General features: G+C 64.4%; 18 protein-coding genes and 1 pseudogene. 7 read left to right on the forward strand and 12 right to left on the reverse strand.

The window, feature by feature from the left end; genetic code table 11:
• Positions 1-17 precede the first annotated feature (17 nt).
• Both OCL88_RS11995 and OCL88_RS12000 read right to left on the reverse strand, forming a co-directional pair.
• A complete protein-coding gene (locus OCL88_RS11995; protein ID WP_166184089.1) occupies positions 18-917 on the reverse strand; it encodes a ParA family protein in 900 nt (299 codons plus the stop codon).
• Between the two features lie 239 nt (positions 918-1156).
• Positions 1157-2494 carry a cation:dicarboxylate symporter family transporter gene (locus tag OCL88_RS12000; protein ID WP_021473407.1) on the reverse strand — a complete coding sequence of 446 codons (1338 nt, stop codon included), beginning with the start codon at positions 2492-2494 and terminating at the stop codon, positions 1157-1159.
• 140 nt (positions 2495-2634) lie between these two features.
• On the opposite strand from OCL88_RS12000, the gene OCL88_RS12005 reads away from it, so the two are divergent.
• From OCL88_RS12005 to OCL88_RS12030, 6 genes are all read left to right on the forward strand, one after another.
• Positions 2635-4317: a sensor histidine kinase gene (locus OCL88_RS12005; protein WP_264962654.1), complete on the forward strand. Its 1683-nt coding sequence runs from the start codon at positions 2635-2637 to the stop codon at positions 4315-4317.
• On the forward strand, positions 4314-5027 hold the full coding sequence (locus OCL88_RS12010) for a response regulator (protein WP_264962655.1): 714 nt from the start codon (positions 4314-4316) through the stop codon (positions 5025-5027). The genes OCL88_RS12005 and OCL88_RS12010 overlap by 4 nt, the downstream gene beginning before the upstream one ends.
• Positions 5028-5103: 76 nt before the next feature.
• Positions 5104-5745 carry a GntR family transcriptional regulator gene (locus OCL88_RS12015; RefSeq protein ID WP_264962656.1) on the forward strand — a complete coding sequence of 214 codons (642 nt, stop codon included), beginning with the start codon at positions 5104-5106 and terminating at the stop codon, positions 5743-5745.
• 23 nt (positions 5746-5768) lie between these two features.
• A complete protein-coding gene (locus OCL88_RS12020; protein WP_264962657.1) occupies positions 5769-7289 on the forward strand; it encodes an MmgE/PrpD family protein in 1521 nt (506 codons plus the stop codon).
• Positions 7290-8195, forward strand: coding sequence for a methylisocitrate lyase (gene prpB / locus OCL88_RS12025; RefSeq protein WP_264962658.1), 906 nt, complete (start codon positions 7290-7292; stop codon positions 8193-8195).
• Positions 8196-8266: 71 nt separating this feature from the next.
• Entirely contained in the window at positions 8267-9406 is a 1140-nt protein-coding gene (locus OCL88_RS12030) for a bifunctional 2-methylcitrate synthase/citrate synthase (protein WP_264962659.1), read from the forward strand.
• Positions 9407-9528: 122 nt separating this feature from the next.
• Here the strand turns inward: OCL88_RS12030 and OCL88_RS12035 are convergent, their stop codons facing one another.
• Complete coding sequence (locus tag OCL88_RS12035) at positions 9529-10020, reverse strand: 8-oxo-dGTP diphosphatase (RefSeq protein ID WP_166184077.1); 492 nt, start codon at positions 10018-10020, stop codon at positions 9529-9531.
• 56 nt (positions 10021-10076) lie between these two features.
• Between OCL88_RS12035 and OCL88_RS12040 the strand changes: the two genes are divergently transcribed.
• Positions 10077-10874, forward strand: coding sequence for a hypothetical protein (locus tag OCL88_RS12040; protein WP_264962660.1), 798 nt, complete (start codon positions 10077-10079; stop codon positions 10872-10874).
• Between the two features lie 20 nt (positions 10875-10894).
• Here OCL88_RS12040 and OCL88_RS12045 read toward each other — a convergent pair whose 3' ends face one another.
• The 9 genes and pseudogenes from OCL88_RS12045 to OCL88_RS12085 form a co-directional block, all read right to left on the reverse strand.
• Positions 10895-11977: a site-specific tyrosine recombinase XerD gene (locus OCL88_RS12045; protein ID WP_264962670.1), complete on the reverse strand. Its 1083-nt coding sequence runs from the start codon at positions 11975-11977 to the stop codon at positions 10895-10897.
• Positions 11978-11979: 2 nt separating this feature from the next.
• Entirely contained in the window at positions 11980-12642 is a 663-nt protein-coding gene (locus tag OCL88_RS12050; RefSeq protein WP_264962661.1) for an NUDIX domain-containing protein, read from the reverse strand.
• 26 nt (positions 12643-12668) lie between these two features.
• Entirely contained in the window at positions 12669-14414 is a 1746-nt protein-coding gene (locus OCL88_RS12055) for a CTP synthase (RefSeq protein ID WP_264962662.1), read from the reverse strand.
• A 124-nt stretch (positions 14415-14538) separates the two neighbouring features.
• Positions 14539-16278, reverse strand: a complete 1740-nt coding sequence (recN, locus tag OCL88_RS12060; protein ID WP_264962663.1) for a DNA repair protein RecN — start codon at positions 16276-16278, stop codon at positions 14539-14541.
• Between the two features lie 3 nt (positions 16279-16281).
• Positions 16282-17304, reverse strand: coding sequence for an NAD kinase (locus OCL88_RS12065; protein WP_021473420.1), 1023 nt, complete (start codon positions 17302-17304; stop codon positions 16282-16284).
• Between the two features lie 14 nt (positions 17305-17318).
• Positions 17319-18131, reverse strand: coding sequence for a TlyA family RNA methyltransferase (locus tag OCL88_RS12070; RefSeq protein ID WP_264962664.1), 813 nt, complete (start codon positions 18129-18131; stop codon positions 17319-17321).
• A gap of 3 nt (positions 18132-18134) precedes the next feature.
• A complete protein-coding gene (locus OCL88_RS12075; protein ID WP_264962665.1) occupies positions 18135-18386 on the reverse strand; it encodes a hypothetical protein in 252 nt (83 codons plus the stop codon).
• Positions 18387-18395: 9 nt separating this feature from the next.
• Entirely contained in the window at positions 18396-19382 is a 987-nt protein-coding gene (locus OCL88_RS12080) for an HAD-IIA family hydrolase (RefSeq protein WP_264962666.1), read from the reverse strand.
• A pseudogene (locus tag OCL88_RS12085) lies at positions 19375-20477 on the reverse strand (hypothetical protein); the annotation flags it as partial. The gene OCL88_RS12080 and the pseudogene OCL88_RS12085, both read right to left, overlap by 8 nt.

The raw sequence follows: 20477 nt of genomic DNA on the forward strand, positions 1-20477 counted from the left end.
AAGAGTCACGCCGTCGGTTAGGGCGCGCCGCCGCGCGAGATGAGTTCCTTGGCCAGCCGGCGGTACGCATCAGCACCCACGTGGTTGCCGGCATAGCTGGTAATGGGCTCGGCAGCTACCGTGGCGTCGGCGAACTTGATGGAACGCTTGATGACGGTCTCGAACACTTTGTCTCCGAAAGCTTCCACGAGCCGGGAAATGACCTCGCGGCTGTGCAGCGTACGGGCGTCGTACATGGTTGCCAATACGCCGTCCACCTGGAGCCTGGGGTTCAGCCTGTCCTGAACTTTCTCGATGGTTTCCACGAGCAAGGCGACAGCGCGGAGCGCGAAGAACTCGCAAATGAGGGGAATGATGACGCCGTGGGCGGCGGTGAGCGCGTTGACGGTCAGCAGCCCGAGGGAGGGCTGGCAGTCGATCAGGACGACGTCGTATTCGTCTTCGACGCTCTTCAACGCACGGTCCAGCACCTGCTCGCGGGCAACTTCATTGACGAGCTGCACTTCAGCCGCGGAGAGATCGATATTTGCCGGCAGGAGGTCCACTCCTTCGACGCCGGTCTGGTGGATGGCATCGCGAATGCTCACTTTGCGGTCCATGAGCACGTTGTAGACCGTCAGGTCCAGCTCATGCGGGTTGACCCCGAGTCCTGCCGACAATGCACCCTGGGGGTCGAAGTCCACAAGCAGGACTTTGCGGCCGAACTCGGCGAGCGCAGCGGCCAGGTTGATGGTGGAGGTGGTCTTGCCGACGCCGCCTTTTTGGTTGACCATGGCGATAACCCGCGCAGGTCCGTGGGAGGCAAGCGGAGCCGGTTCCGGGAATTCGCGGTGAGGGCGGCCCGTAGGTCCCATGATGGCGTCTTCCAGATCGAGCTCGGTGCCTGCCAGGGTTGCTGTTCCCCGTTCGATGCTCACTAATCCAACCACTCTTTCGACGACGATCTTCCCTGCCGCTGATCCTTGAGGTTCAGCCCTGCTACCCACCTAGGCTACAGCCCCCGACACGGTATTTTTGGGAACTTGACTTTCCTTCGTTCGTGAGCCTTTACCCTCTAGTTGAAGTGGAAGGTTGCTTGTCTTTCACGTCGGTCCATCCGGACACGGGAAAGGCCGGCGCCCTTGCGGGTACCGGCCTTCCTTGGTGCAACAAGGAGCTAGACAGAAGCCTTTTCCCGTTCCTGGGGAGCTTCGGCCACCTCGTCGTGAGCCATCATGGTTTGCTCGTCGAACGGTGCATTTCCGCTCAGAACCTGGTTGACCTGGGTTGAGTCGATCTCCTTGACCCAAGTGCCGATGAGGACGGTGGCCACGGCGTTGCCCGTGAAGTTGGTCAGGGCCCGGGCCTCGGACATGAAGCGGTCGATGCCAACGATCATTCCCACGCCGCCGAGGAGTTCGGGCTTGTGGGCCTGGAGACCGGCGGCCAGGGTGGCCAGGCCTGCTCCGGTGACGCCTGCTGCGCCCTTGGAAGCGATGATCATGAAGACCAGCAGGGAGATCTGCGCGCCGAGGTCAAGGGGCGTGCCCATGGCGTTGGCGACGAACAGCGAGGCCATTGTCAGGTAGATCGCAGTTCCGTCGAGGTTGAAGGAGTAACCGGTGGGAACCGTGACGCCGACCACGGGCTTGGAGACACCGAGGTGTTCCATCTTGGCAATGAGGCGCGGAAGGGCAGCTTCGGAAGATGACGTGGAGAAGATGAGGAGGTACTCGCGGGCAAGGTACTTCATCAGCTTGAAGATATTGACGCCGGCGACCGTGCGGAGCAAGGTGCCGAGGATGACCACGATGAACAGTGCGCAGGTGATGTAGAAGGCGAGCATCAGCGTGAACATGCTCAGGATCGCCTGGGCGCCGGTTGCACCGACGACGGCGGCGATGGCACCGAAGGCGCCTACCGGGGCGAGCCACATGATCATGATGAGGATGCGGAAGACCAATCGCTGGCCGTGGCCGATGGCGTTGAGGATCGGCTGGCCCTGCTTGCCCATCTTCTGGAGTGCGAAACCTACCAGGATAGCCGCGAGCAGCGTCGGCAGGACCGGGATATCGCCCGGGATGATCCCGAGGAGGAAGTCCACAGTGCTGTCCGTTGCGGCCTTCTTGTTGGGGTCATAGGGAGTGAGCTTCAGCCCTTCTCCGGGATGGATCAGGTTACCCACTACCAGGCCGATGGCGAGGGCGAAGGTGGACATGGCCACGAAGTAGCCCAAGGCAAGTCCGCCGACCTTTCCGACGGTGGCTGCCTTGGCGATGGAGCCGATGCCCAGGACGATGGTGCAGAAGATCACGGGCGCGATCATCATCTTGATCAACTTGATGAAGCCGTCGCCGAGCGGCTTGAGCGATTTCCCTGCTTCGGGGAACACGAGGCCCACCACGGCTCCAAGGACTACGGCCAGGATGACGGCGATGTAGAGGTAATGCGACTTGTCGAGCCCCTTACGCCCTCCTGCGGCGGCGACTGCCGACTCTCCTCGTTGAGAGGTCATTGGATTCTCCTTCTGGATACTGTGTAAGGCGCCGCGGTGCTGCTTGCCAGCCCACTCCGCTGTCCTTGTGTGATATCCATCATTCAGCCAGTGGTGACACGTATCACCGTTGCGGTCATATTGGTCATGGGAGGCCACACGTGTTTCACAGCTGGAGTATTGCCCGCCGCTTGTTCGTGGCGAACTTGCTGTTCGTCCTGGTCCTCACCGCGGTGTTCGGCGCCTTCTCGGTGGTGGAGGCCCGCGACCGGGCGTACGACGATGCAGGCATCCGGATGCGGGCCATCGCTACGTCCATAGCCAACAACCCCTTTGTGCTGCAGGCCGCCGCCGCACCTGATCCGACAGCTTCCCTGCAGCCCTACGCAATGGAGGTGACGGCCGACGCCGAGGCCGACTTCATCACCATCATGGCGCCGGACAGGACACGCTGGACCCACCCCCGGCCCGAGGAAATCGGAGGGGCGTACATAGGGACCATTGAGCCGGCGCTGCGGGGCGAAACGTTTACGGAAGTTACGGCCGGCACGCTTGGGCCTTCCGTCCGGACCATTGCCCCCGTCAAGGACCCGGAGGGCACCGTGAAGGCCTTGGTGGCCGCCGGTGTCACTGTCCGCACCGTGGACACGGACCTGGCCCAACGGCTGGGGGTCATTGGCGGCATCGCCATAGGTGTGCTGATCTTCGGTTCCTTCGCATCCTGGCTGCTGGGCCGCTACCTACGTACAGTTACCCGCGGCTGGGGTCCTGAACAGCTTGCCCAGCTGTTCGCCTATTACGAATCGGTCCTGCATTCGGTCCGGGAGGGACTCATCCTCATCGACACGCAGGGCAAAGCGGTGATGTACAACGACCAGGCCGCAGAGCTGCTGGGACTCCAGCCCGCGGCTGCCGACCGCTCCCCCGACCAGGCTCCACGACTCAGCGAGCTTCCGCTGGAAGGCAGCCTCAAAGCATTGTTTGAGTCCGGCAGGCCCGCCCATGACGAGATCCACTTGACGGGTTCGCGCATCCTGGTGGTCAACCAGGCCCCTGCTGCCGGACCGACCACCACGCGAAACCGGCAAAAGCCCGCCGTGTACGGCACCGTTGCCACCATCCGGGACCGTACGGAGATCGAGTCGCTCGGCACGGAACTGGAAACCATGAAGACACTGTCCGACGCGCTGCGGGCACAGACCCACGAACACGCCAACCGGCTTCACATGATCGTGTCCCTCCTGGAATTGGGCCGCACGCCGGAGGCCTTGGAATTCGCCACCAAGGATTTGGAGCTGAGCCAGCAATTGACCGACGACATGCTGGCTTCCGTCGACGAGCCGGTCATGAGTGCGCTGGTGATGGGGAAAGCCGCGGAAGCCCACGAACGTGGAGTGGAACTTTCCGTCCGGACATCGGGCAAGGCCAACGTGCGCGGCGTGGAAATCCAGGACCTGGTGACCATCCTCGGAAACCTGCTGGACAACGCGATCGACGCCGCGGCCGCCGGCGAGCCGCCCCGGAAGGTGGAGTTGGCCGTGGGCGCCGGGGACGCCGTCGTCGAACTTACCGTCCGGGACTCGGGCCCCGGGATCGACCCGACCTCCATTGACGACATCCTGCAGTACGGCTACAGCACCAAGTCCCCGCACGATCCCCGCGGCGGCCACGGCAGGGGCGTCGGGCTGGCCCTGGTCCGCCAGGCTGTCCGGCGGCTGAACGGTAGGATGTCCATCGACAACCGGGGGCTTACCGATGGTGGCGAGGGGTCGGTTGACGGCACCGGAGGCGCCCGCTTCCATGTTGTACTGCCCGCGCCCGTTCCCAAGGAAGAGAAGGCATGACGGACATCCGCGTTCTGGTGGTCGAGGACGAACCCATTGCCTCGGACGCACATTCCACTTACGTCGGCAGGGTTGAGGGCTTTACGCTGGTCGGCACTGCGGCGGATGGACAGTCGGCGCTCCGGATCCTGGGCGAGTTTTCCGCGTCCGGCGCGCCCGTGGACCTCGTGCTCCTGGATATGAACCTGCCGGACCTGCACGGCCTGGACGTCGCGCGGCGCATGCGTTCGGCCGGAATATTCGCTGACATCATCGCCATCACTGCGGTCCGCGAACTCAGCATCGTCCGGAGTGCGGTGTCGATCGGGGTCGTGCAGTACCTGATCAAACCCTTCACCTACGCCACCTTCGCCGACAAGCTCAACAGCTACCGCACCTTCCGGGACCAATTGGCCGGCCCCGCCGCGGGCACGTCGAAAGCCGGCGCCTCCCAAAGCGACGTGGACCAGGCGTTCGCCAGCCTCCGGGCCCCCACGGAACTGCCCCTGCCAAAAGGGCTGTCCGGGTCTTCCCTTGACATGGTGAAGGAGTTCGTCCGGGGCAACCCGGGACCGGTGTCGGCGAACGAAGTAATGGAAGCGCTCGGGATGTCCCGGGTCACGGCGCGTCGCTACCTCGAGTACCTCGCCGACGCCGGAACTGTCACCCGGGCGCCCAGGTACGGCACGCCGGGGCGCCCGGAGAACGAATACGGCTGGAACCGGACCTAACGCCCCTTTGTATACATTCAACCCGTGCAGAGTAGATCACTAGCGCTTAAGGGGCCTTGATGTATACACTGGCGTCATGCGCGCTAGTGACCGGGCTTACGCCACCCTCCGGGAGGACATCATTGAGTGGCGTCTTCGTCCCGGGGCGGTCCTGGCCGAGGTGGAGCAATCCGAGCGGCTTGGCGTGTCCCGCACTCCCCTTCGGGAGGCATTGGGCCGGCTGACCGCAGAAGGACTGACGACGGCGGCAGGCGGCCGCGGCGTCGTCGTCACCGACATCTCCCTCGACAGCATCGATGAACTTTTCGAACTGCGCGAAACCCTTGAGGTCCGCGCAGCTGCCCTCGCTGCCGTTCGCGGGGAACCCGCCGTGTTTGCGGACTTACAGGCCCAACTCCTCCGGGCGCCTGAACTGCTTAGCAGCGAAGACCCTGCGCGCCGCGACTACTACGCCCTGGTCAGCCGGCTGGATGACGCCATGGACGCCGCCATCGCAAATTCCTACCTGGCCCAAGCCATGCGCAACCTGCGCGTGCACTTGGTCCGGGTACGGCGCCTCGCGGCCGACGACACGGCGCGGCTAAAGGCGGCGTCCGGAGAGCACGCTGCCATCGCCGAAGCCATAGCTGCCGGAAACAGCCGGCTGGCTGAAGCGGCTACCACCGTCCACCTGCACCGCAGCCTTACCCATCTCAAAGCCACATACGCGGCACGCTGAAACGCCCTACCCGAAGGAGCACCATGGTCCGGAACCACCACGTTCGTGTTTACAAGTCCGAGGAGAACCTGCCCCGTGAGGAGCAGCTGGCGCACAAGATCGCGGTGGTTGCGGCTGACCCCGTAGACGTGACGCCGGAAGTGACGGAGATGGTGATCAACCGGATCATCGACAATGCCTCCGTGGCAATTGCTTCGCTGAACCGTGCACCGATCGTTGCCGCGAGGGCGCAGGCACTGGCCCACGGCCCCTCCGCCAACGGCAAGGGCGCCAAGGTGTTCGGCATCCATGAGCGGGTCTCCCCGGAATGGGCCGCCTGGGCCAACGGCGTGGCGGTACGGGAACTGGATTACCACGACACCTTCCTGGCCGCCGATTACTCCCACCCCGGCGACAACATTCCCCCGATCCTGGCCGTTGCCCAGCACACCGGGGCCAACGGTGCCGACCTCGTCCGGGCGATCGCCACCGGCTATGAAATCCAGGTGAACCTGGTCAAGGCCATCTGCCTGCACAAGCACAAGATCGACCATGTGGCCCACCTCGGTCCCTCGGCCGCCGCCGGCATCGGAACCCTGCTTGGCCTGGACGTGGAGACCATCTTCCAGTCCGTGGGCCAGGCCCTGCACACCACCACCGCCACCCGGCAGTCCCGCAAGGGCGAGATCTCCACGTGGAAGGCCCATGCACCCGCCTTCGCCGGCAAGATGGCCATTGAATCCGCCGACCGTGCCATGCGCGGACAGACCTCCCCCGTGCCGATCTACGAAGGCGAAGACGGCGTGATCGCCTGGATGCTCGATGGCCCCGACGCCTCCTACGAAGTGCCGCTGCCGGAAAAGGGTGAAGCGAAGCGCGCCATCCTGGACACCTACACCAAGGAACACTCGGCCGAATATCAGGCCCAGGCCTGGATCGACTTGGCCCGCAAGCTCAACCGCGAACACCCGGAAACCACCGATCCGGCCAACGTTGAATCCGTGCTGATCAAGACCAGCCACCACACCCACTACGTGATCGGCTCGGGAGCGAACGATCCCCAGAAGTACTCCCCGACCGCTTCCCGGGAAACCCTGGACCACTCCATCCCGTACATCTTCACCGTCGCCCTGCAGGACGGCGCCTGGCACCACGTGGACTCCTACGCCCCCGAACGCGCCGCCCGCCCGGACACCGTGGAACTCTGGCACAAGGTCACCACCGAGGAAGACCCGGAATGGACCCGCCGCTACCACTCCCTGGACATCGCGGAGAAAGCCTTCGGCGGCACCGTGGTCATCACGCTCAAGGACGGCACGGTCATCACCGACGAAATCGCCGTCGCCGATGCCCACCCGCTCGGTGCCCGGCCGTTCGCCCGCGAACAGTACGTCAACAAGTTCCGAACCCTCGCCGCCGGACTGGTCGAGGAGGCTGAGATCGAACGGTTCCTCGCCGCCGTCGAACGCGTCACCGAACTCGGCGCCGGCGAACTGGACCAGCTCAACATCACCGCCGCCCCCGGCGTGATCAACCTCGAAGCAGCTCCGAAGGGACTGTTCTAAATGCTGTATTCCAAGACCACTCCCGAACAGAAGCGGTTAAAGCTGCGGGAACTGCTGGGCTCAAGAACCGTGCAGCAATTCCCCGGCGCGTTCAATCCGCTCTCCGCACGCTTGATCGAGGAGAAAGGCTTCGCCGGCGTCTACATCTCCGGGGCCGTCCTGGCCAACGACCTCGGCCTCCCCGACATCGGCCTGACCACCCTTACCGAAGTCGCCACCCGCGCAGGACAGATCGCCCGGATGACGGACCTGCCCTCCCTCGTGGACGCGGACACCGGATTCGGTGAACCCATGAACGTGGCCCGCACCATCCAGGAACTCGAAAACGCCGGCCTGGCCGGCTGCCACATCGAGGACCAGTTCAACCCCAAACGCTGCGGCCACCTCGACGGCAAGAACGTCGTGGACCTCGACACCGCGACCAAACGCATCCGCGCCGCAGCCGACGCCCGCCGCGATACGAACTTCCTCATCATGGCCCGCACCGACGTCCGCGCCGTCGACGGTTTGGAGGCCGCGAAGGATCGTGCCAAAGCACTCGTGGACGCCGGCGCCGACGCGATCTTCCCCGAAGCCATGCGCGACCTCGCCGAATTCCAGGCCATCCGTGATGCCGTGGACGTGCCCATCCTGGCCAACATGACCGAGTTCGGAAAAAGCGAGCTCTTCACGGTCCAGCAACTGCAGGACGTCGGCGTGAACATGGTCATCTACCCCGTCACCCTCCTCCGCATTGCCATGGGCGCAGCAGAGCGTACTCTGGAAACGATCAAGACTGCGGGGACCCAAGAGGCGCAAGTAGAGAACATGCTCACGCGCGCTCGCCTCTACGAACTCGTGGACTACGAGGCATACAACCAGTTCGATACCGGCGTTTTCAATTTCCAGGTTCCTGGCATCCGCTAGGCCCGTACCAACAAGGGGACGCTGGCCACCGGAATCTTCCGGCGGCCGGCACTAGAACGAAGGAGTTCAACATGGCAGATGTTGACATCAAGAAGGGCCTCGCCGGAGTCGTGGTGGATTACACCGCAGTCTCCAAGGTCAACCCGGAGACGAACTCGCTGCTGTACCGCGGCTACCCGGTCCAGGAGCTGGCCGCCAAGTGCAGCTTCGAGGAGGTTGCCTATCTCCTCTGGAACGGTGAACTCCCGGATAAGGCCCAACTGGCTGAATTCACAGCCCGCGAGCGCGCCGGCCGCGCCTTGGATCCCGTGGTCAAGACCGTGATCGACACGCTTCCCACCACCGCGCACCCCATGGACGTCTGCCGTACCGCAGCGTCGGTGCTCGGCGCGCGCCACGAACTCGCCGAGGACTCCAGTCCCGAGGCCAACATGAAGAAGGCCATCGACCTGTGGGCTGCCATGCCTGCCGTGGTGGCCTACGACCAGCGCCGCCGCAGGGGTGAGGACGTCGTTGAACCCCGGGAGGACCTGGACTACTCAGCCAACTTCCTCTGGATGACATTCGGTGAGGAACCCGTTGACGAGGTGGTAGAGGCTTTCAACGTCTCGATGATCCTCTACGCGGAGCACTCATTCAATGCCTCGACGTTCACCGCCCGCGTGGTGACCTCGACGTTGTCCGACCTGCACTCTGCCGTGACCGCAGCCATAGGGGCGCTCAAGGGACCCCTGCACGGCGGCGCCAACGAAGCTGTCATGCACACCTTCGACGAGATCGGCATCCGCAGCGAAGAAACACTCGAAGAAGCCGCGGCCAGGGCCCGCTCCTGGATGGAAGAAGCCCTCGCCCAAAAGAAGAAGATCATGGGTTTCGGTCACCGCGTCTACAAGCACGGCGACTCACGCGTTCCCACCATGAAGGCCGCCTTGGACAAGATGATCGCCCACTACGGCCGTCCGGAACTCCTGGGCCTCTACAACGGCCTCGAGCAGGCCATGGACGAGGCCAAGGCCATCAAGCCGAACCTCGACTACCCGGCCGGACCCACGTACCACCTGATGGGCTTTGACACCCAAACCTTCACGCCGTTGTTTGTAGCCAGCCGCATCACCGGGTGGACCGCCCACGTCATGGAGCAGCTGGCATCCAACTCCCTGATCCGGCCGCTCAGCGAATACAACGGCCCGGAAGAGCGCCACGTCCCCTAATACCGGGGTTGGAAAGCAGTACTCGGGTGTGCAAGCACCACAAACGACGGCGGTCCTGCCACCTTAACGTGGAGGGGCCGCCGTCGTTCGCATGCACGAGTCCCCGCTTTGTTCCGGTGCCCTTAGCTGCCCGACCAGGCGACGGTGTAAACGCTCGCGACGCTCTGGTTGTCCGGCGCAAGGTCAACCTGCACTGCGATCCGTTGCCCCGCGATCATGGCAGGCAGCCAGTGTTCGGCGTCCGCCCACATGCGTTCCACGGGAAGCTGCGCCACCGGATACCAGTCAGGGGCGATCTCATCGCTTTCCGATGGCTCCCCTATCCAGGTACGCGTCAAATAGACGGTAGTGGCCATGTTCCATTCAGGCCGGGCAGGGAAGATGAAGTCGACTGTTCCCGCCTGGACGAGGTCCGCTGCCCTGACCACGACGTTGATCTCTTCCATGACCTCGCGGACGGCTGCTTCCACGGCTGTTTCGCCGGGCTCCACGTGCCCTCCGACGCCTACGACCTTCCCGCTTCCGAAGCCCGTTTTCTTGGTACCAAGCAGGACGTGCTCTCCCTCGGCGTCGTTTCGAAGAAGGAAGCAAAGAGTCACGTGGGCTGCTGTCATGCAGCCCACCTTAACCCGATATCCCCCGCCGGTGCCGCCATTGCTACAGTGAGCGCATGAACAACTCCGGGGGTGAAATGCGCGCGGCCACAGCCGCCGGCGGCGACAGCGGAACCATCGCGGAGCCGGGGGCAGCCGAAGCCCGGGAAACGTTGACCACTGACCCCGAAGCAACTAAGGCTCCGGGTAAGCCACAGCAAAAAGCTCCGAACCGTGATGTCCGGCTTCCCAAGTGGCTTGTAGCCCACCCCCTGTACGTCGGTTGGGCATGGACTGTTGTATGGGCCGGGCTGATCGTCGTGGACGAGGTGGTGGACCTGGCAGGCTGGACGTGGTACCTGCTGGTCTTCGCTGCCGCGCTGCCCACGATCGTCTCCACCCTGTTCGTCCTTCATGCAACGCCCCGCAGCCACCTGCGCGCAGTGGATTCCACGGTGCTGGGCCACTTCTTCGTCAGGTTCCTGGCACTCGTCGCGGCGTTCATGGTCTGGGCAGCTTCGGTGGTAATGAGTGCTTCCATCTCCACTACGGTCCAGACCCTCATCGGGGACTCGGAGAAAGAAGTCACTGCCCTGGGCTTCAACCTGATGCTGGCGGCCGTCCCGTTGGTGCTGTCCGTCCTGTGGATGGCTTTCATCATCCGCTGCGCATGGTTCCTGAGGCGGCTTCGTGGCTGGCGGGAAGTGCCGCTCAAGACCCGCGTCCCCAGGAAGTTCCTGCGCCGCCGGCCGGACCTGAAGAGGGTAGTTGTGGGTTTGGCCCATCCGGGACTGTTGCTGGTTGCCGGGCTGGGAACGTCGCTGCTGGCGGTCTTCGTGGATGCCGTGGAACTCACCATCAGCGTTCTGGAGTAGGGCGCCTGGATCCTGGACGGTCAGCCCAGGGCACGGGGGTGCGCCGCTGCGTAGACTTCCCGCAAAGTATCTGCCGTCACCAGGGTGTAGACCTGCGTCGTGGTAACTGACGCATGGCCCAACAATTCCTGCACCACCCGGACGTCCGCTCCACCTTCCAGGAGGTGGGTTGCGAAGGAATGGCGCAGCGTGTGTGGTGACACGTCCTTGGTGATGTTCGCTTTCTCCGCGGCAGCCTTGAGGATAGTCCAGGCGCTCTGGCGGGAAATCCTTCCGCCGCGGGCATTGAGGAACAAGGCCGGGGTCCCCTTACCCTTGGAGGCCAGGACGGGCCGTCCACGGACGACGTAGGCGTTGATAGCCCGGGCACCGTAGGAACCGAGCGGCACCAGCCGCTCTTTGGAACCCTTTCCGAAAAGCCTGACGATCGCAGGTTCGCCCACCGCACCGTCCGGTGCACCGCCGTCCGGTGACGCACTGTCCGTTGACGTACTGTCCGTTGACGTACTGTCCGTTGACGTACTGTCGGTTGCCGTACTGTCGGTTGCCGTACTGTCGGTTGCCGTGCTGTCCAGCGAAACGTCGTCCACGTCCAGGCCGACCGCCTCGCTGATGCGCGCACCGGTGGAATACAGGAATTCCAGGAGGGCCCGGTCCCGTAGTCCGGTGGCAGTGTCGGTGCCTGCTGCCTCCAGAATCCTCGTTACTTCGTCCACGGTGATGGCCTTCGGAAGCCTCCTGCCCGGCATCGGCGGGTGAACCTCGCTGGCGGGATCCGCCGTCGTGATTCCTTCCAGCGCCCAGAACTTATGCAATCCGCGGACCGCCACCACAGTGCGCGCTGCGGAGCGGACGTTCAGTGCCGACGCGCCATCGGAACCGTCGGACAACGCCTGCACAAAGGCGGTGACATGGTGCCTGGTGATGTCCCGGGGCCCGGATACTCCCTGGGCGGCCAGAAAGTTCGCGTAGCGGGCGAGGTCGCGTTTGTAGGCGGACAGGGTATTGGCAGCCAACCCGCGCTCCACCCCCACGTGCTGGAGATAGTCAGTCATTGCGCGGTCAACACCGTTGACAGCGCGCGCCTCCCCGGGCCCGGGCATGCTCAGCGCTGGCTGGGGTGGGCCGGCCACGGAGCATCAGCAGGCCGCAGGCTGCTGAAGCCGTCCGCCTTGGCCGCCGCGGCAGCCAGGATGCCCAGCACTGCGGAGGGGTTGTGCAGCCTGCCCTCCAGCACAGCGCGGACGGCATCTTCCAACGGAATCCAATGCAGTTCGATTTCGGCTTCCTCGTCCGTCCGGACGTGGCGGTCGGCCTCCGGCACGTCCGTGAGCCCCCGGGCAAGGTAGATACGGACGGCTTCGCTGGAGGAACCTGGTGAGTTGAAGAAGTCAACCAGGACGTTCCACGTCGCAGCCACGAGGTCGGCTTCTTCGGCAAGTTCGCGGGCAGCGCCCACCACGAAGTCCTCCCCCTCGATGTCCAACAGCCCGGCCGGGATCTCCCAGAGGTCCATGCCCACCGGGTGCCGGTACTGCTTGAGCAGGAGCACTTCACCGTCCACGTTCATGGGCAGGACTGCCACCGCGCCGGGATGGTCGATGTAGTCCCGGACCAGCGCGTCTGTATCCTCCGTCAGCTGGAATTCGTCGCTGACGACGTCCCAAATGCGGCCCTCGTAGACCTTGCTGGAAGACAAAAGACGGCGCGGGCTCGGCACGTCCGAAACCTGCCGTGTCGTGTTGGGGGTTTCAGAAGTACCGGGCATCGCGCCGTCCTTTGCTTATTCGGTTATTACTTGGCAGCTACCGCGCGGGCGCCGGTATCGGTCCCGACAGCGGCACCTTCGCGGCGCTCAAGCGCAGCCTTGACCAGTCCGGCAAACAGCGGGTGCGGACGGGTGGGACGAGAGCTGAGCTCCGGGTGGGCCTGCGTAGCAACGTAGTACGGGTGGACTTCGCGGGGAAGCTCAACGTACTCAACCAGCTTGCCGTCAGGTGAGGTACCGGAGAACACCAGGCCCTGGGCCGCAATCTGATCACGGTATTTGTTGTTGACCTCGTAGCGGTGCCGGTGGCGTTCGCTGACAGTGGTGGTGCCGTAGGTCTCGGCAACCACGGAGCCTTCGTCGAGCTTGGCTTCGTAGAGTCCCAGGCGCATGGTGCCGCCGAGGTCTCCCTTGCCTTCCACGATGTCCAGCTGCTCTTCCATGGTGGCAATGACCGGGTACTTGGAGTCGGGCTCGAACTCGCTCGAGGATGCACCTTCAAGGCCCACGACGTTGCGTGCGTATTCGATCACCATGCACTGCAGGCCAAGGCACAAGCCAAGAACGGGGAGCTTGGTTTCGCGGGCGAACTTCAGCGCACCCAGCTTGCCTTCAAGGCCGCGGATGCCGAAGCCTCCGGGCACGCAAATGGCGTCAACGCCGGCCAGTGACTTGGTGGCCCCTTCCAGCGTTTCGCACTCATCCGAGGGGACCCAACGGATCTTGACCTTGGCCTCGTTGGCGAAACCGCCGGCACGGAGGGCTTCGGTCACCGAAAGGTAAGCATCAGGAAGGTCGATGTACTTACCCACCAGGGCGATCTCCACATGGTGCTTCGGGTTGTGGACGGCTTCGAGCAGCTTGTCCCACTTGCTCCAGTCGACGTCCTTGAACGGCAGGTCCAGGGCCCGGACGATGTAGGAATCCAGCCCCTGGGAATGCAGGGTCTTGGGGATGTCATAGATGCTTGGCGCGTCGGCTGCGTTGACCACGGCGTCGATGTCGACGTCGCACATGCGGCCGATCTTCTCACGCATGGCCTCGGGCACCTCACGGTCCGAACGGATCACGATCGCCTCGGGCTGGATGCCGATGGAACGCAATGCTGCCACTGAGTGCTGCGTCGGCTTGGTCTTCAGTTCCTGGGACGGACCGATGTACGGAACCAGCGAAACGTGCAGGAAGAACACGTTGTTCCGGCCGACGTCCTGGCGCACCTGGCGTGCGGACTCAAGGAACGGCTGGGACTCGATGTCGCCCACCGTGCCGCCGATTTCCGTGATGATGACGTCGGGTGCGTTCTTGCCCTCGGCGGGCAGGCGCATGCGGCGCTTGATTTCATCCGTGATGTGCGGAATGACCTGGACGGTGTCCCCGAGGTATTCGCCGCGACGTTCCTTGGCAATGACCGTGGAGTAGACCTGGCCCGTTGTGACGTTGGCCGAGCCTTCGAGGTTTTCGTCGAGGAAGCGTTCGTAGTGTCCGATGTCGAGGTCGGTCTCTGCACCATCATCGGTGACGAAAACTTCGCCGTGCTGGAAGGGATTCATCGTGCCCGGATCCACGTTCAGATAGGGATCGAGCTTCTGCATAGTTACAGACAAACCGCGTGCCCGCAGCAGGTGGCCGAGGCTGGAAGCCGTCAGACCCTTACCGAGCGAGGACGCCACACCACCGGTGACGAAGATGTGTTTGGTCGTCTTGGACGAGCCCGGGAACCGGGAATTTACACGGGAATTTGATCGCTGCACCACGGAATTCGAGCTTATCATCAATTACGCCTTCCAAGCGTCCGGTTCGGGTTCCCCAAATGGTCCATGGTTGCCCGGTTCCCTGCCAGTAATCAAGGCCCCGGGGAACAAATCTGGCGGATGTGATTGTGCTCCCAGTTTGGCGCTAGGCCCGTTGGGGCAGGAGTTTTGCATCGTCCAGGAGCTCCTGTGCGTGTGCCTGGGCGGACTCGGAGTCTTCCTGTCCGGCGAGCATGCGGGCCAGCTCTTTGACCCGCTCTTCCTCTGAAAGCAACTGCACATCGCTCGAGGTGAACCCGGTGGTGGTCTTCCCGTCAGCCCCGCGAACCGACGTCTTGGTGACCCGGATGTGCTGGTCGGCAAAAGCGGCAACCTGCGGCAAGTGGGTCACCACCAGCACCTGGACGTGGCGGGCCAGCATGGCCAACCTGCGGCCGATCTCGACGGCGGCCCGCCCGCCCACGCCAGCGTCCACTTCGTCGAAGACGAACGTCGGGACGGGATCGACGGCGGCAAGCACCACTTCGATAGCCAGCATCACGCGTGAGAGTTCACCGCCCGAGGCGCCCTTCCCCAGCGGACGCTCCGGAGCTCCCGAGTGCGGGCGCAGCAGGAACGCAATCTCATCGGCTCCCCACGGGCCAAGGGATCCGGAGTCCTCCACCTTGATCACCAGCGTGGCGTCAGCCATGGCAAGCGCCTTCAACTCCGCACTGACCCGCGCTGAAAGATCCTTGGCTGCCTTGGTACGCGCCTTGGTGATCGCAGCTGCCAATTTCTTGAGCTTTTCCTCGGAGGCCAACACCTCGGCGTCCAAGGACTCGATGCGGCTCGAGTCGTCTTGGAGCTCATCAAGCCTGGTGCGCGCGGTGGCCGCCCACTCGAGCACTTCGTCAATGCTCGGCGCGTACTTGCGGATCAACTTCGCCAGCGCAGCCCGCCGTTCTTCGATTCCGGAGAGCCGCTCCGGCCCCTCGGTATCCAAGGTGGCCTGATAGCTGGAAAGTTCGGCGGCGATGTCGTTGAGGAGGAACCCTACCTCCGCGAGGCGGGCAGCGGCAGCCCCCAGCGCTTCATCGTGGTCCGCAACGTGTTCCAATGTTCGCTTCGCAGCATCCACCAAGGAGGTCGCGTCCCCCGCGTCGCCGAACTCCTCAGCGATGAGCGACTCGTGCGCGGACGCGGCGGCCAGGCGCAGCTCCTCAACGTTGGCCAGTTTCACGGCTTCCGCCTTGAGGGCTTCGTCTTCCCCGGGCTGGGGATCAATCCCGTCAATTTCGCTCAGCGCCGCCTCCAGCGACTCGGCTTCACGGAGCCGCTCACGCGCTTCGCTGCGCAGGGTCTCCAGTTCGCCTTGAATGGACTTCCAGTGCTGGTAAAGGTCCTGGTACTCCCCCAGGGACTTGGCCAGGGCAGCCCCGGCGAAGCGATCCAGCGCATGGCGTTGGGCGGCTGCCCCCTTCAAGCGGATCTGGTCCGTTTGGCCATGGACCACCACCAGGCTCTCGCCCAGCTCCGCCAGGACGCCCACAGGTGCCGTCCGTCCGCCAACGTGGGCACGGCTGCGTCCGTCCGCGCCTACCGTGCGGGCCAGCAGCAACTCCGCTACGCCGTCGAACTCCTCCGCGTCCCCGCCGGCTTCGCGGGCACGCTCCACGGCGGCGTGCCCCGGGTCCAACTTGAGCACTGCTTCGGCGGACGCTGACTTGGCCCCGCTGCGCACCGCGCCGGCGTCCGAACGCGCGCCCAGGAGGAGCCCGACGGCGGTGACCACCATGGTCTTTCCGGCGCCGGTTTCACCGGTGACGACGCTGAGGCCCGGGCCAAGCGGAAGGGCGGCGTCAGTGATGACGCCGAGGTCACGGATTCGGAGTTCTTCAAGCATGCTTCACTTCGCATTCGTGGGATCGGAGGGTTCACCGGGCCCAAGCTCGTGCGGGCTCGGAAGGGGCGCCGGAGAGGGGGTACGGATGACGGGAATCGGCCCCGTATGGACCTCGCCGGTCCGTGGCGCGGGACCACGCCAGCCGTGGATGGGCAACTGGAACTTCCGCACCAACCGGGCGGAGAAGGGCGTCTTGTGCGTCCTGGCCAACCGTACCGGGGTTGCTGACCGCGTCACCTCCACGCGGGCTCCCGGAGGAAGGTCGACTGATCGCCGCCCATCGCACCACAGCACGCCCAACGCGTCAGTCCGGTTCATGATTTCAACGGCGAGCTTGGAACTCGGCGAGACCACAAGGGGTTTGGCGAACAAGGCGTGGGCACTAATGGGCACAATTACCAGAGCCTCTACTTCCGGCCAGACCACCGGTCCCCCGGAGGAGAACGCATAGGCTGTGGAGCCGGTCGGAGTCGCCAGGACCACTCCGTCGCAGCCGAAGGACGTCAGCGGCCGCTCATCCACTTCCGTGACGACCTCCAGCATCCGTTCCCGGTTTGCCTTCTCTATCGCTGCCTCGTTCAGCGCCCACGTGTGCCAGATCTTCTGACCTTTGATCCAGACCTGGACATCGATGGTCATGCGCTCTTCCACCGTGTACTGGCGGCTGGCGATCCACTCCACTGTCTGGGCAAGATCCGCCCGTTCGCTCTCTGCCAGGAAACCCACGTGGCCGAGGTTGACCCCCAGGAGGGGGACATCCACTTCCCGGACCAGCTCCGCGGCCCTCAGGATGGTGCCGTCGCCGCCAAGGACCATCACCAGTTCCACGTCCTCCAGGCTGACATGGTCATGGAGGATCTCGATCGGCGTGTCCACGGCGCCGAAGAACCGCTCAACGTCCGCCAGTTCCGACTTCTGCAAGACGGGCACCAGCCCGGACGAATGCAGCTGCGTACACGCATCCCACGCCGCCCGGAGGGACTCCTCCCGTCCGGTGTGGGCAAGGACAAGTACGTGCCTGCTCATTCGGATTCTGCTTCCTAGTCGTTCGGCCAGAGTGTTCTCAATAACGCAGCAACATCCTCGTCCCGCCCTTCGATCTTAGGCACGGGCACGGACATCCTGCGTTTCATCCACAGAAAGTATTCAATGTTTCCGTCCTGCCCCGGCAACGGGCTGGCAGCCAATCCCCTCAGCTCCAGCCCCGCATCGACCGCAGCACCCGCCACCTGGGCAACCGCCCGCCGTCGTTCATGGTCCGAGGAAACGACGCCGGTACGGCTCAACCGTTCCTTGCCCACTTCGAACTGCGGCTTGACCATCAGCACCAAATCGCCACCCGGCTCCGTGCAGGCAGCCAACGGCTCCACGACGAGGGTCAGGGATATGAAGGAAAGATCCGCGACAGTCAACGCTGCAACCCCGCCGATCAGGTCCGGAGTCAAGTACCTGACATTCAGGCCCTCGTGGACGTCCACTCGCGGGTCCTCGCGGAGCGGTTGGACCAACTGCCCGTGCCCAACATCCACGGCGACGACTTCCGCCGCACCCTGCCGAAGCAGCACATCAGTGAACCCGCCCGTGGAGGCACCGGCGTCCAGACATCTGCGCCCAGCCACGGCGACCGCGGGAAAGGCCGCCAAAGCGCCAGCGAGTTTATGGCCGGCCCGGCTGACGTAAACGTCCTCGGGATGGGCATCGACGTCCAGCTGCGCCAGCTCGTCAACCTGGAAGGACGCTTTGGACAAGACCGTGCCGCCCGAGCTCACCTTGCCGTCGCTGATCAGTTTCGCCGCATGCGTCCGGGACCTCGCGAGTCCACGCGAAACCAGTTCCTGGTCAAGTCGTGCCATGCGTCAGCTGTCACCTTCCGGTTTCCGGGGTGTTTCCCGGGGCGCGGCCGGAGGCAACCCGGGTTCAGCGTCGAGCGCCTCGAGCAAGGAGTCATGGACGGCAGCATAGATGTCCACGTGATCCGCCACGGAAGCTTCCGGTATCCCGTCCAGGATGCCAAGTGCGCGGTCAACCGCGGGGTCATTGGTCTCTTCAGGAACACCCGGCCAGCGAACAACGGCCTCGCCTTCCCCAGGAACAGTGGGATCGCTCATCAGGCCAGTTTAGTGAGCCTGCCAGACAAGCCGCGGCGACTGCGCCACCGGAGCGTCAGGAACCGCCGCCCACCACGCAGCGCAGGCAGCACGCCAGGCGTCGAGGCTATCCTCCGGGCCCGCCACAGTGACTTCCCCGTCCACGACGGTCGCCCATGCCGCACCGCAGTGGTATGTGCCACCGTCGTTTGTTAGACGGGGATACGGATCATACAGGTCCTGCAGGTTGGCCAGCAGGTAGGTGGGCCGCTCATCGGCGCGGGCGGACAGGATGCTGTGGGTGGTGTCGACGCCGGTCAGGACAGCCGCGGTGGCATAGCCGGCGCGGTTGCCGCCCAGGATGTCCGTGTCCAGCCGGTCGCCCACAACCAAGGGCCGGTCGGCGCTCAACCGCTTTGCGGCGGCGTGGAAAAGTGGCGCCTCGGGCTTGCCTGCCACCAGCGGTTTCTTTCCGGTGGCGGCCGCCACAGCCGCAACCAAAGTGCCGTTCCCGGGGGCGATGCCCCGGGCCTGCGGAATGGACATGTCCGTATTCGTTGCGAACCACTGGGCTCCGGCGGCCACCACATACGAGGCTTCCGCCAGATCCTTCCAGCCAAGCTCCGGGCTGAACCCCTGTACTACTGCCACCGGATTCTCAGCGGCGCTGTGTACCGGCTTCAGGCCCACCAGTTCGATCTCGTGCGCCAAGGCTGCGCTTCCCGTAATGAGCACGCGTGCGCCCTGGGGCAACATGGACGCCAACAATTCGCCCGCCGCCTGGGATGAGCTGACCACTTGATGGTCCTCTGCAGGCGCGCCCAGTTCACGAAGATGCGCCGCAACCTGCGCGGGAGTCCGGGACGCGTTGTTCGTCACGTAACCAAGACCCACACCCACGGAAGCGAGGCGCTGGAGCGACTCGATGGCACCCGGGATGGCATGCGGTCCGGCATAAACGACGCCGTCAAGGTCGGACAGGACGGCGTCGTACGCCGAAATCAGTGAATCAGCCATTCCGGTTGCCTTCTCCTGCTTCCTCTTGGCCCTCTTCCTGCTCTTCGTCGGCGTCCTCGTCAATGGAGTCGATGTCCGATTCCGTGTCATCGGACTCGAAGTAGTCCGACTCGGCGTCGTCCACTTCAACGTCGTCGTGGGCGGCGTCCGCTGCCGCCGCTTCAGCAATGACGGTTTCCGGTTCAGCCTGCACGACGTCGGTGCCGCCGTCGGTCTTCTGGAAACGCGGCTTACGCGCGGCCGCCTCTTCTTCCTCGTCCCAGCCCAAGTCAACGATTTCGGGCTCAGCGAACTCGCCGACGCCGAGGGCGTTCTCCGCAACGACAGCCTGGCGCTCCCACTTGGTGGCTTCCTCGGCACGACCTGCCGCCGTCAGAGCTTCCGCATAGGCACGGAACAGCCGCGGGCTGTAGGAGAACGCACGATTAATATCCAGCTGCGGAATCTCGAGCTCAGCGACGGCCGCATCCAGCTGGTTGAGGTCCGCGCGGGCACCCGACGCCACAATGGCCAATTCCACCTTGCCGGGAGCATCGAGGTCCTGGGCCTCGGGTGAACGGACCATATCCAGTGCACGGTCCGGGCGGCCCAGTCCACGCTCGCAGTCGGCCATGACCGGCAGGTGCGCATTGGAGCCGCTGATCCGGCGGTAGGTGCGGAATTCCCGCAAAGCCTCCCCGTAGTGGCCGGCAGCATACGCCGTCAGCCCCACAGCTTCGCGAACCGCCGACAAGCGACCCCCACGGCGGCTGGCTGCCAGGGCGTGCTGGAAGGCAAGCTCGGGCTCAATATCAATCAAGCGGCCGGCCATGACCAAGTGCTTGGCAACCCAGCCGGCACTCTGGTCTTCAAGTGTGTTGATCTGATGGGCAGTTGCCCGGTCCAATTCGCGTCCCGTGACATCGGGATCGATTTCCGGTGAACGCTCGCGGTCAGGGCGGTTGGAACTGCGGATGTCCCGGGCATTAGGGACGCGGGCGGGACGGTCTTCCCTGGGACCACGGTCGCTGCCGAACGAACGACGGTCGCCGCTGTCACGGCGGGGACGGTCATCACCATCGCGACGGGGACGGTCAAAGTTCCGCGGTCCACGCT

Origin of the sequence: Paenarthrobacter sp. PAE-2 (genome assembly GCF_026013155.1) — a bacterium.
Lineage (GTDB): Bacteria > Actinomycetota > Actinomycetes > Actinomycetales > Micrococcaceae > Arthrobacter > Arthrobacter ureafaciens.

Excerpts from the sequence above, each read along its gene's own strand:
- OCL88_RS12000 (WP_021473407.1), bottom strand. The coding sequence starts at position 2,494 with ATGACCTCTCAACGAGGAGAGTCGGCAGTCGCCGCCGCAGGAGGGCGT.
- OCL88_RS12010 (WP_264962655.1), top strand. The coding sequence starts at position 4,314 with ATGACGGACATCCGCGTTCTGGTGGTCGAGGACGAACCCATTGCCTCG.
- OCL88_RS12015 (WP_264962656.1), top strand. The coding sequence starts at position 5,104 with ATGCGCGCTAGTGACCGGGCTTACGCCACCCTCCGGGAGGACATCATT.
- OCL88_RS12020 (WP_264962657.1), top strand. The coding sequence starts at position 5,769 with ATGGTCCGGAACCACCACGTTCGTGTTTACAAGTCCGAGGAGAACCTG.
- prpB (WP_264962658.1), top strand. The coding sequence starts at position 7,290 with ATGCTGTATTCCAAGACCACTCCCGAACAGAAGCGGTTAAAGCTGCGG.
- OCL88_RS12030 (WP_264962659.1), top strand. The coding sequence starts at position 8,267 with ATGGCAGATGTTGACATCAAGAAGGGCCTCGCCGGAGTCGTGGTGGAT.
- OCL88_RS12035 (WP_166184077.1), bottom strand. The coding sequence starts at position 10,020 with ATGACAGCAGCCCACGTGACTCTTTGCTTCCTTCTTCGAAACGACGCC.
- OCL88_RS12040 (WP_264962660.1), top strand. The coding sequence starts at position 10,077 with ATGAACAACTCCGGGGGTGAAATGCGCGCGGCCACAGCCGCCGGCGGC.
- OCL88_RS12045 (WP_264962670.1), bottom strand. The coding sequence starts at position 11,977 with ATGCCCGGGCCCGGGGAGGCGCGCGCTGTCAACGGTGTTGACCGCGCA.
- OCL88_RS12050 (WP_264962661.1), bottom strand. The coding sequence starts at position 12,642 with ATGCCCGGTACTTCTGAAACCCCCAACACGACACGGCAGGTTTCGGAC.
- OCL88_RS12055 (WP_264962662.1), bottom strand. The coding sequence starts at position 14,414 with ATGATAAGCTCGAATTCCGTGGTGCAGCGATCAAATTCCCGTGTAAAT.
- recN (WP_264962663.1), bottom strand. The coding sequence starts at position 16,278 with ATGCTTGAAGAACTCCGAATCCGTGACCTCGGCGTCATCACTGACGCC.
- OCL88_RS12065 (WP_021473420.1), bottom strand. The coding sequence starts at position 17,304 with ATGAGCAGGCACGTACTTGTCCTTGCCCACACCGGACGGGAGGAGTCC.
- OCL88_RS12070 (WP_264962664.1), bottom strand. The coding sequence starts at position 18,131 with ATGGCACGACTTGACCAGGAACTGGTTTCGCGTGGACTCGCGAGGTCC.
- OCL88_RS12075 (WP_264962665.1), bottom strand. The coding sequence starts at position 18,386 with ATGAGCGATCCCACTGTTCCTGGGGAAGGCGAGGCCGTTGTTCGCTGG.
- OCL88_RS12080 (WP_264962666.1), bottom strand. The coding sequence starts at position 19,382 with ATGGCTGATTCACTGATTTCGGCGTACGACGCCGTCCTGTCCGACCTT.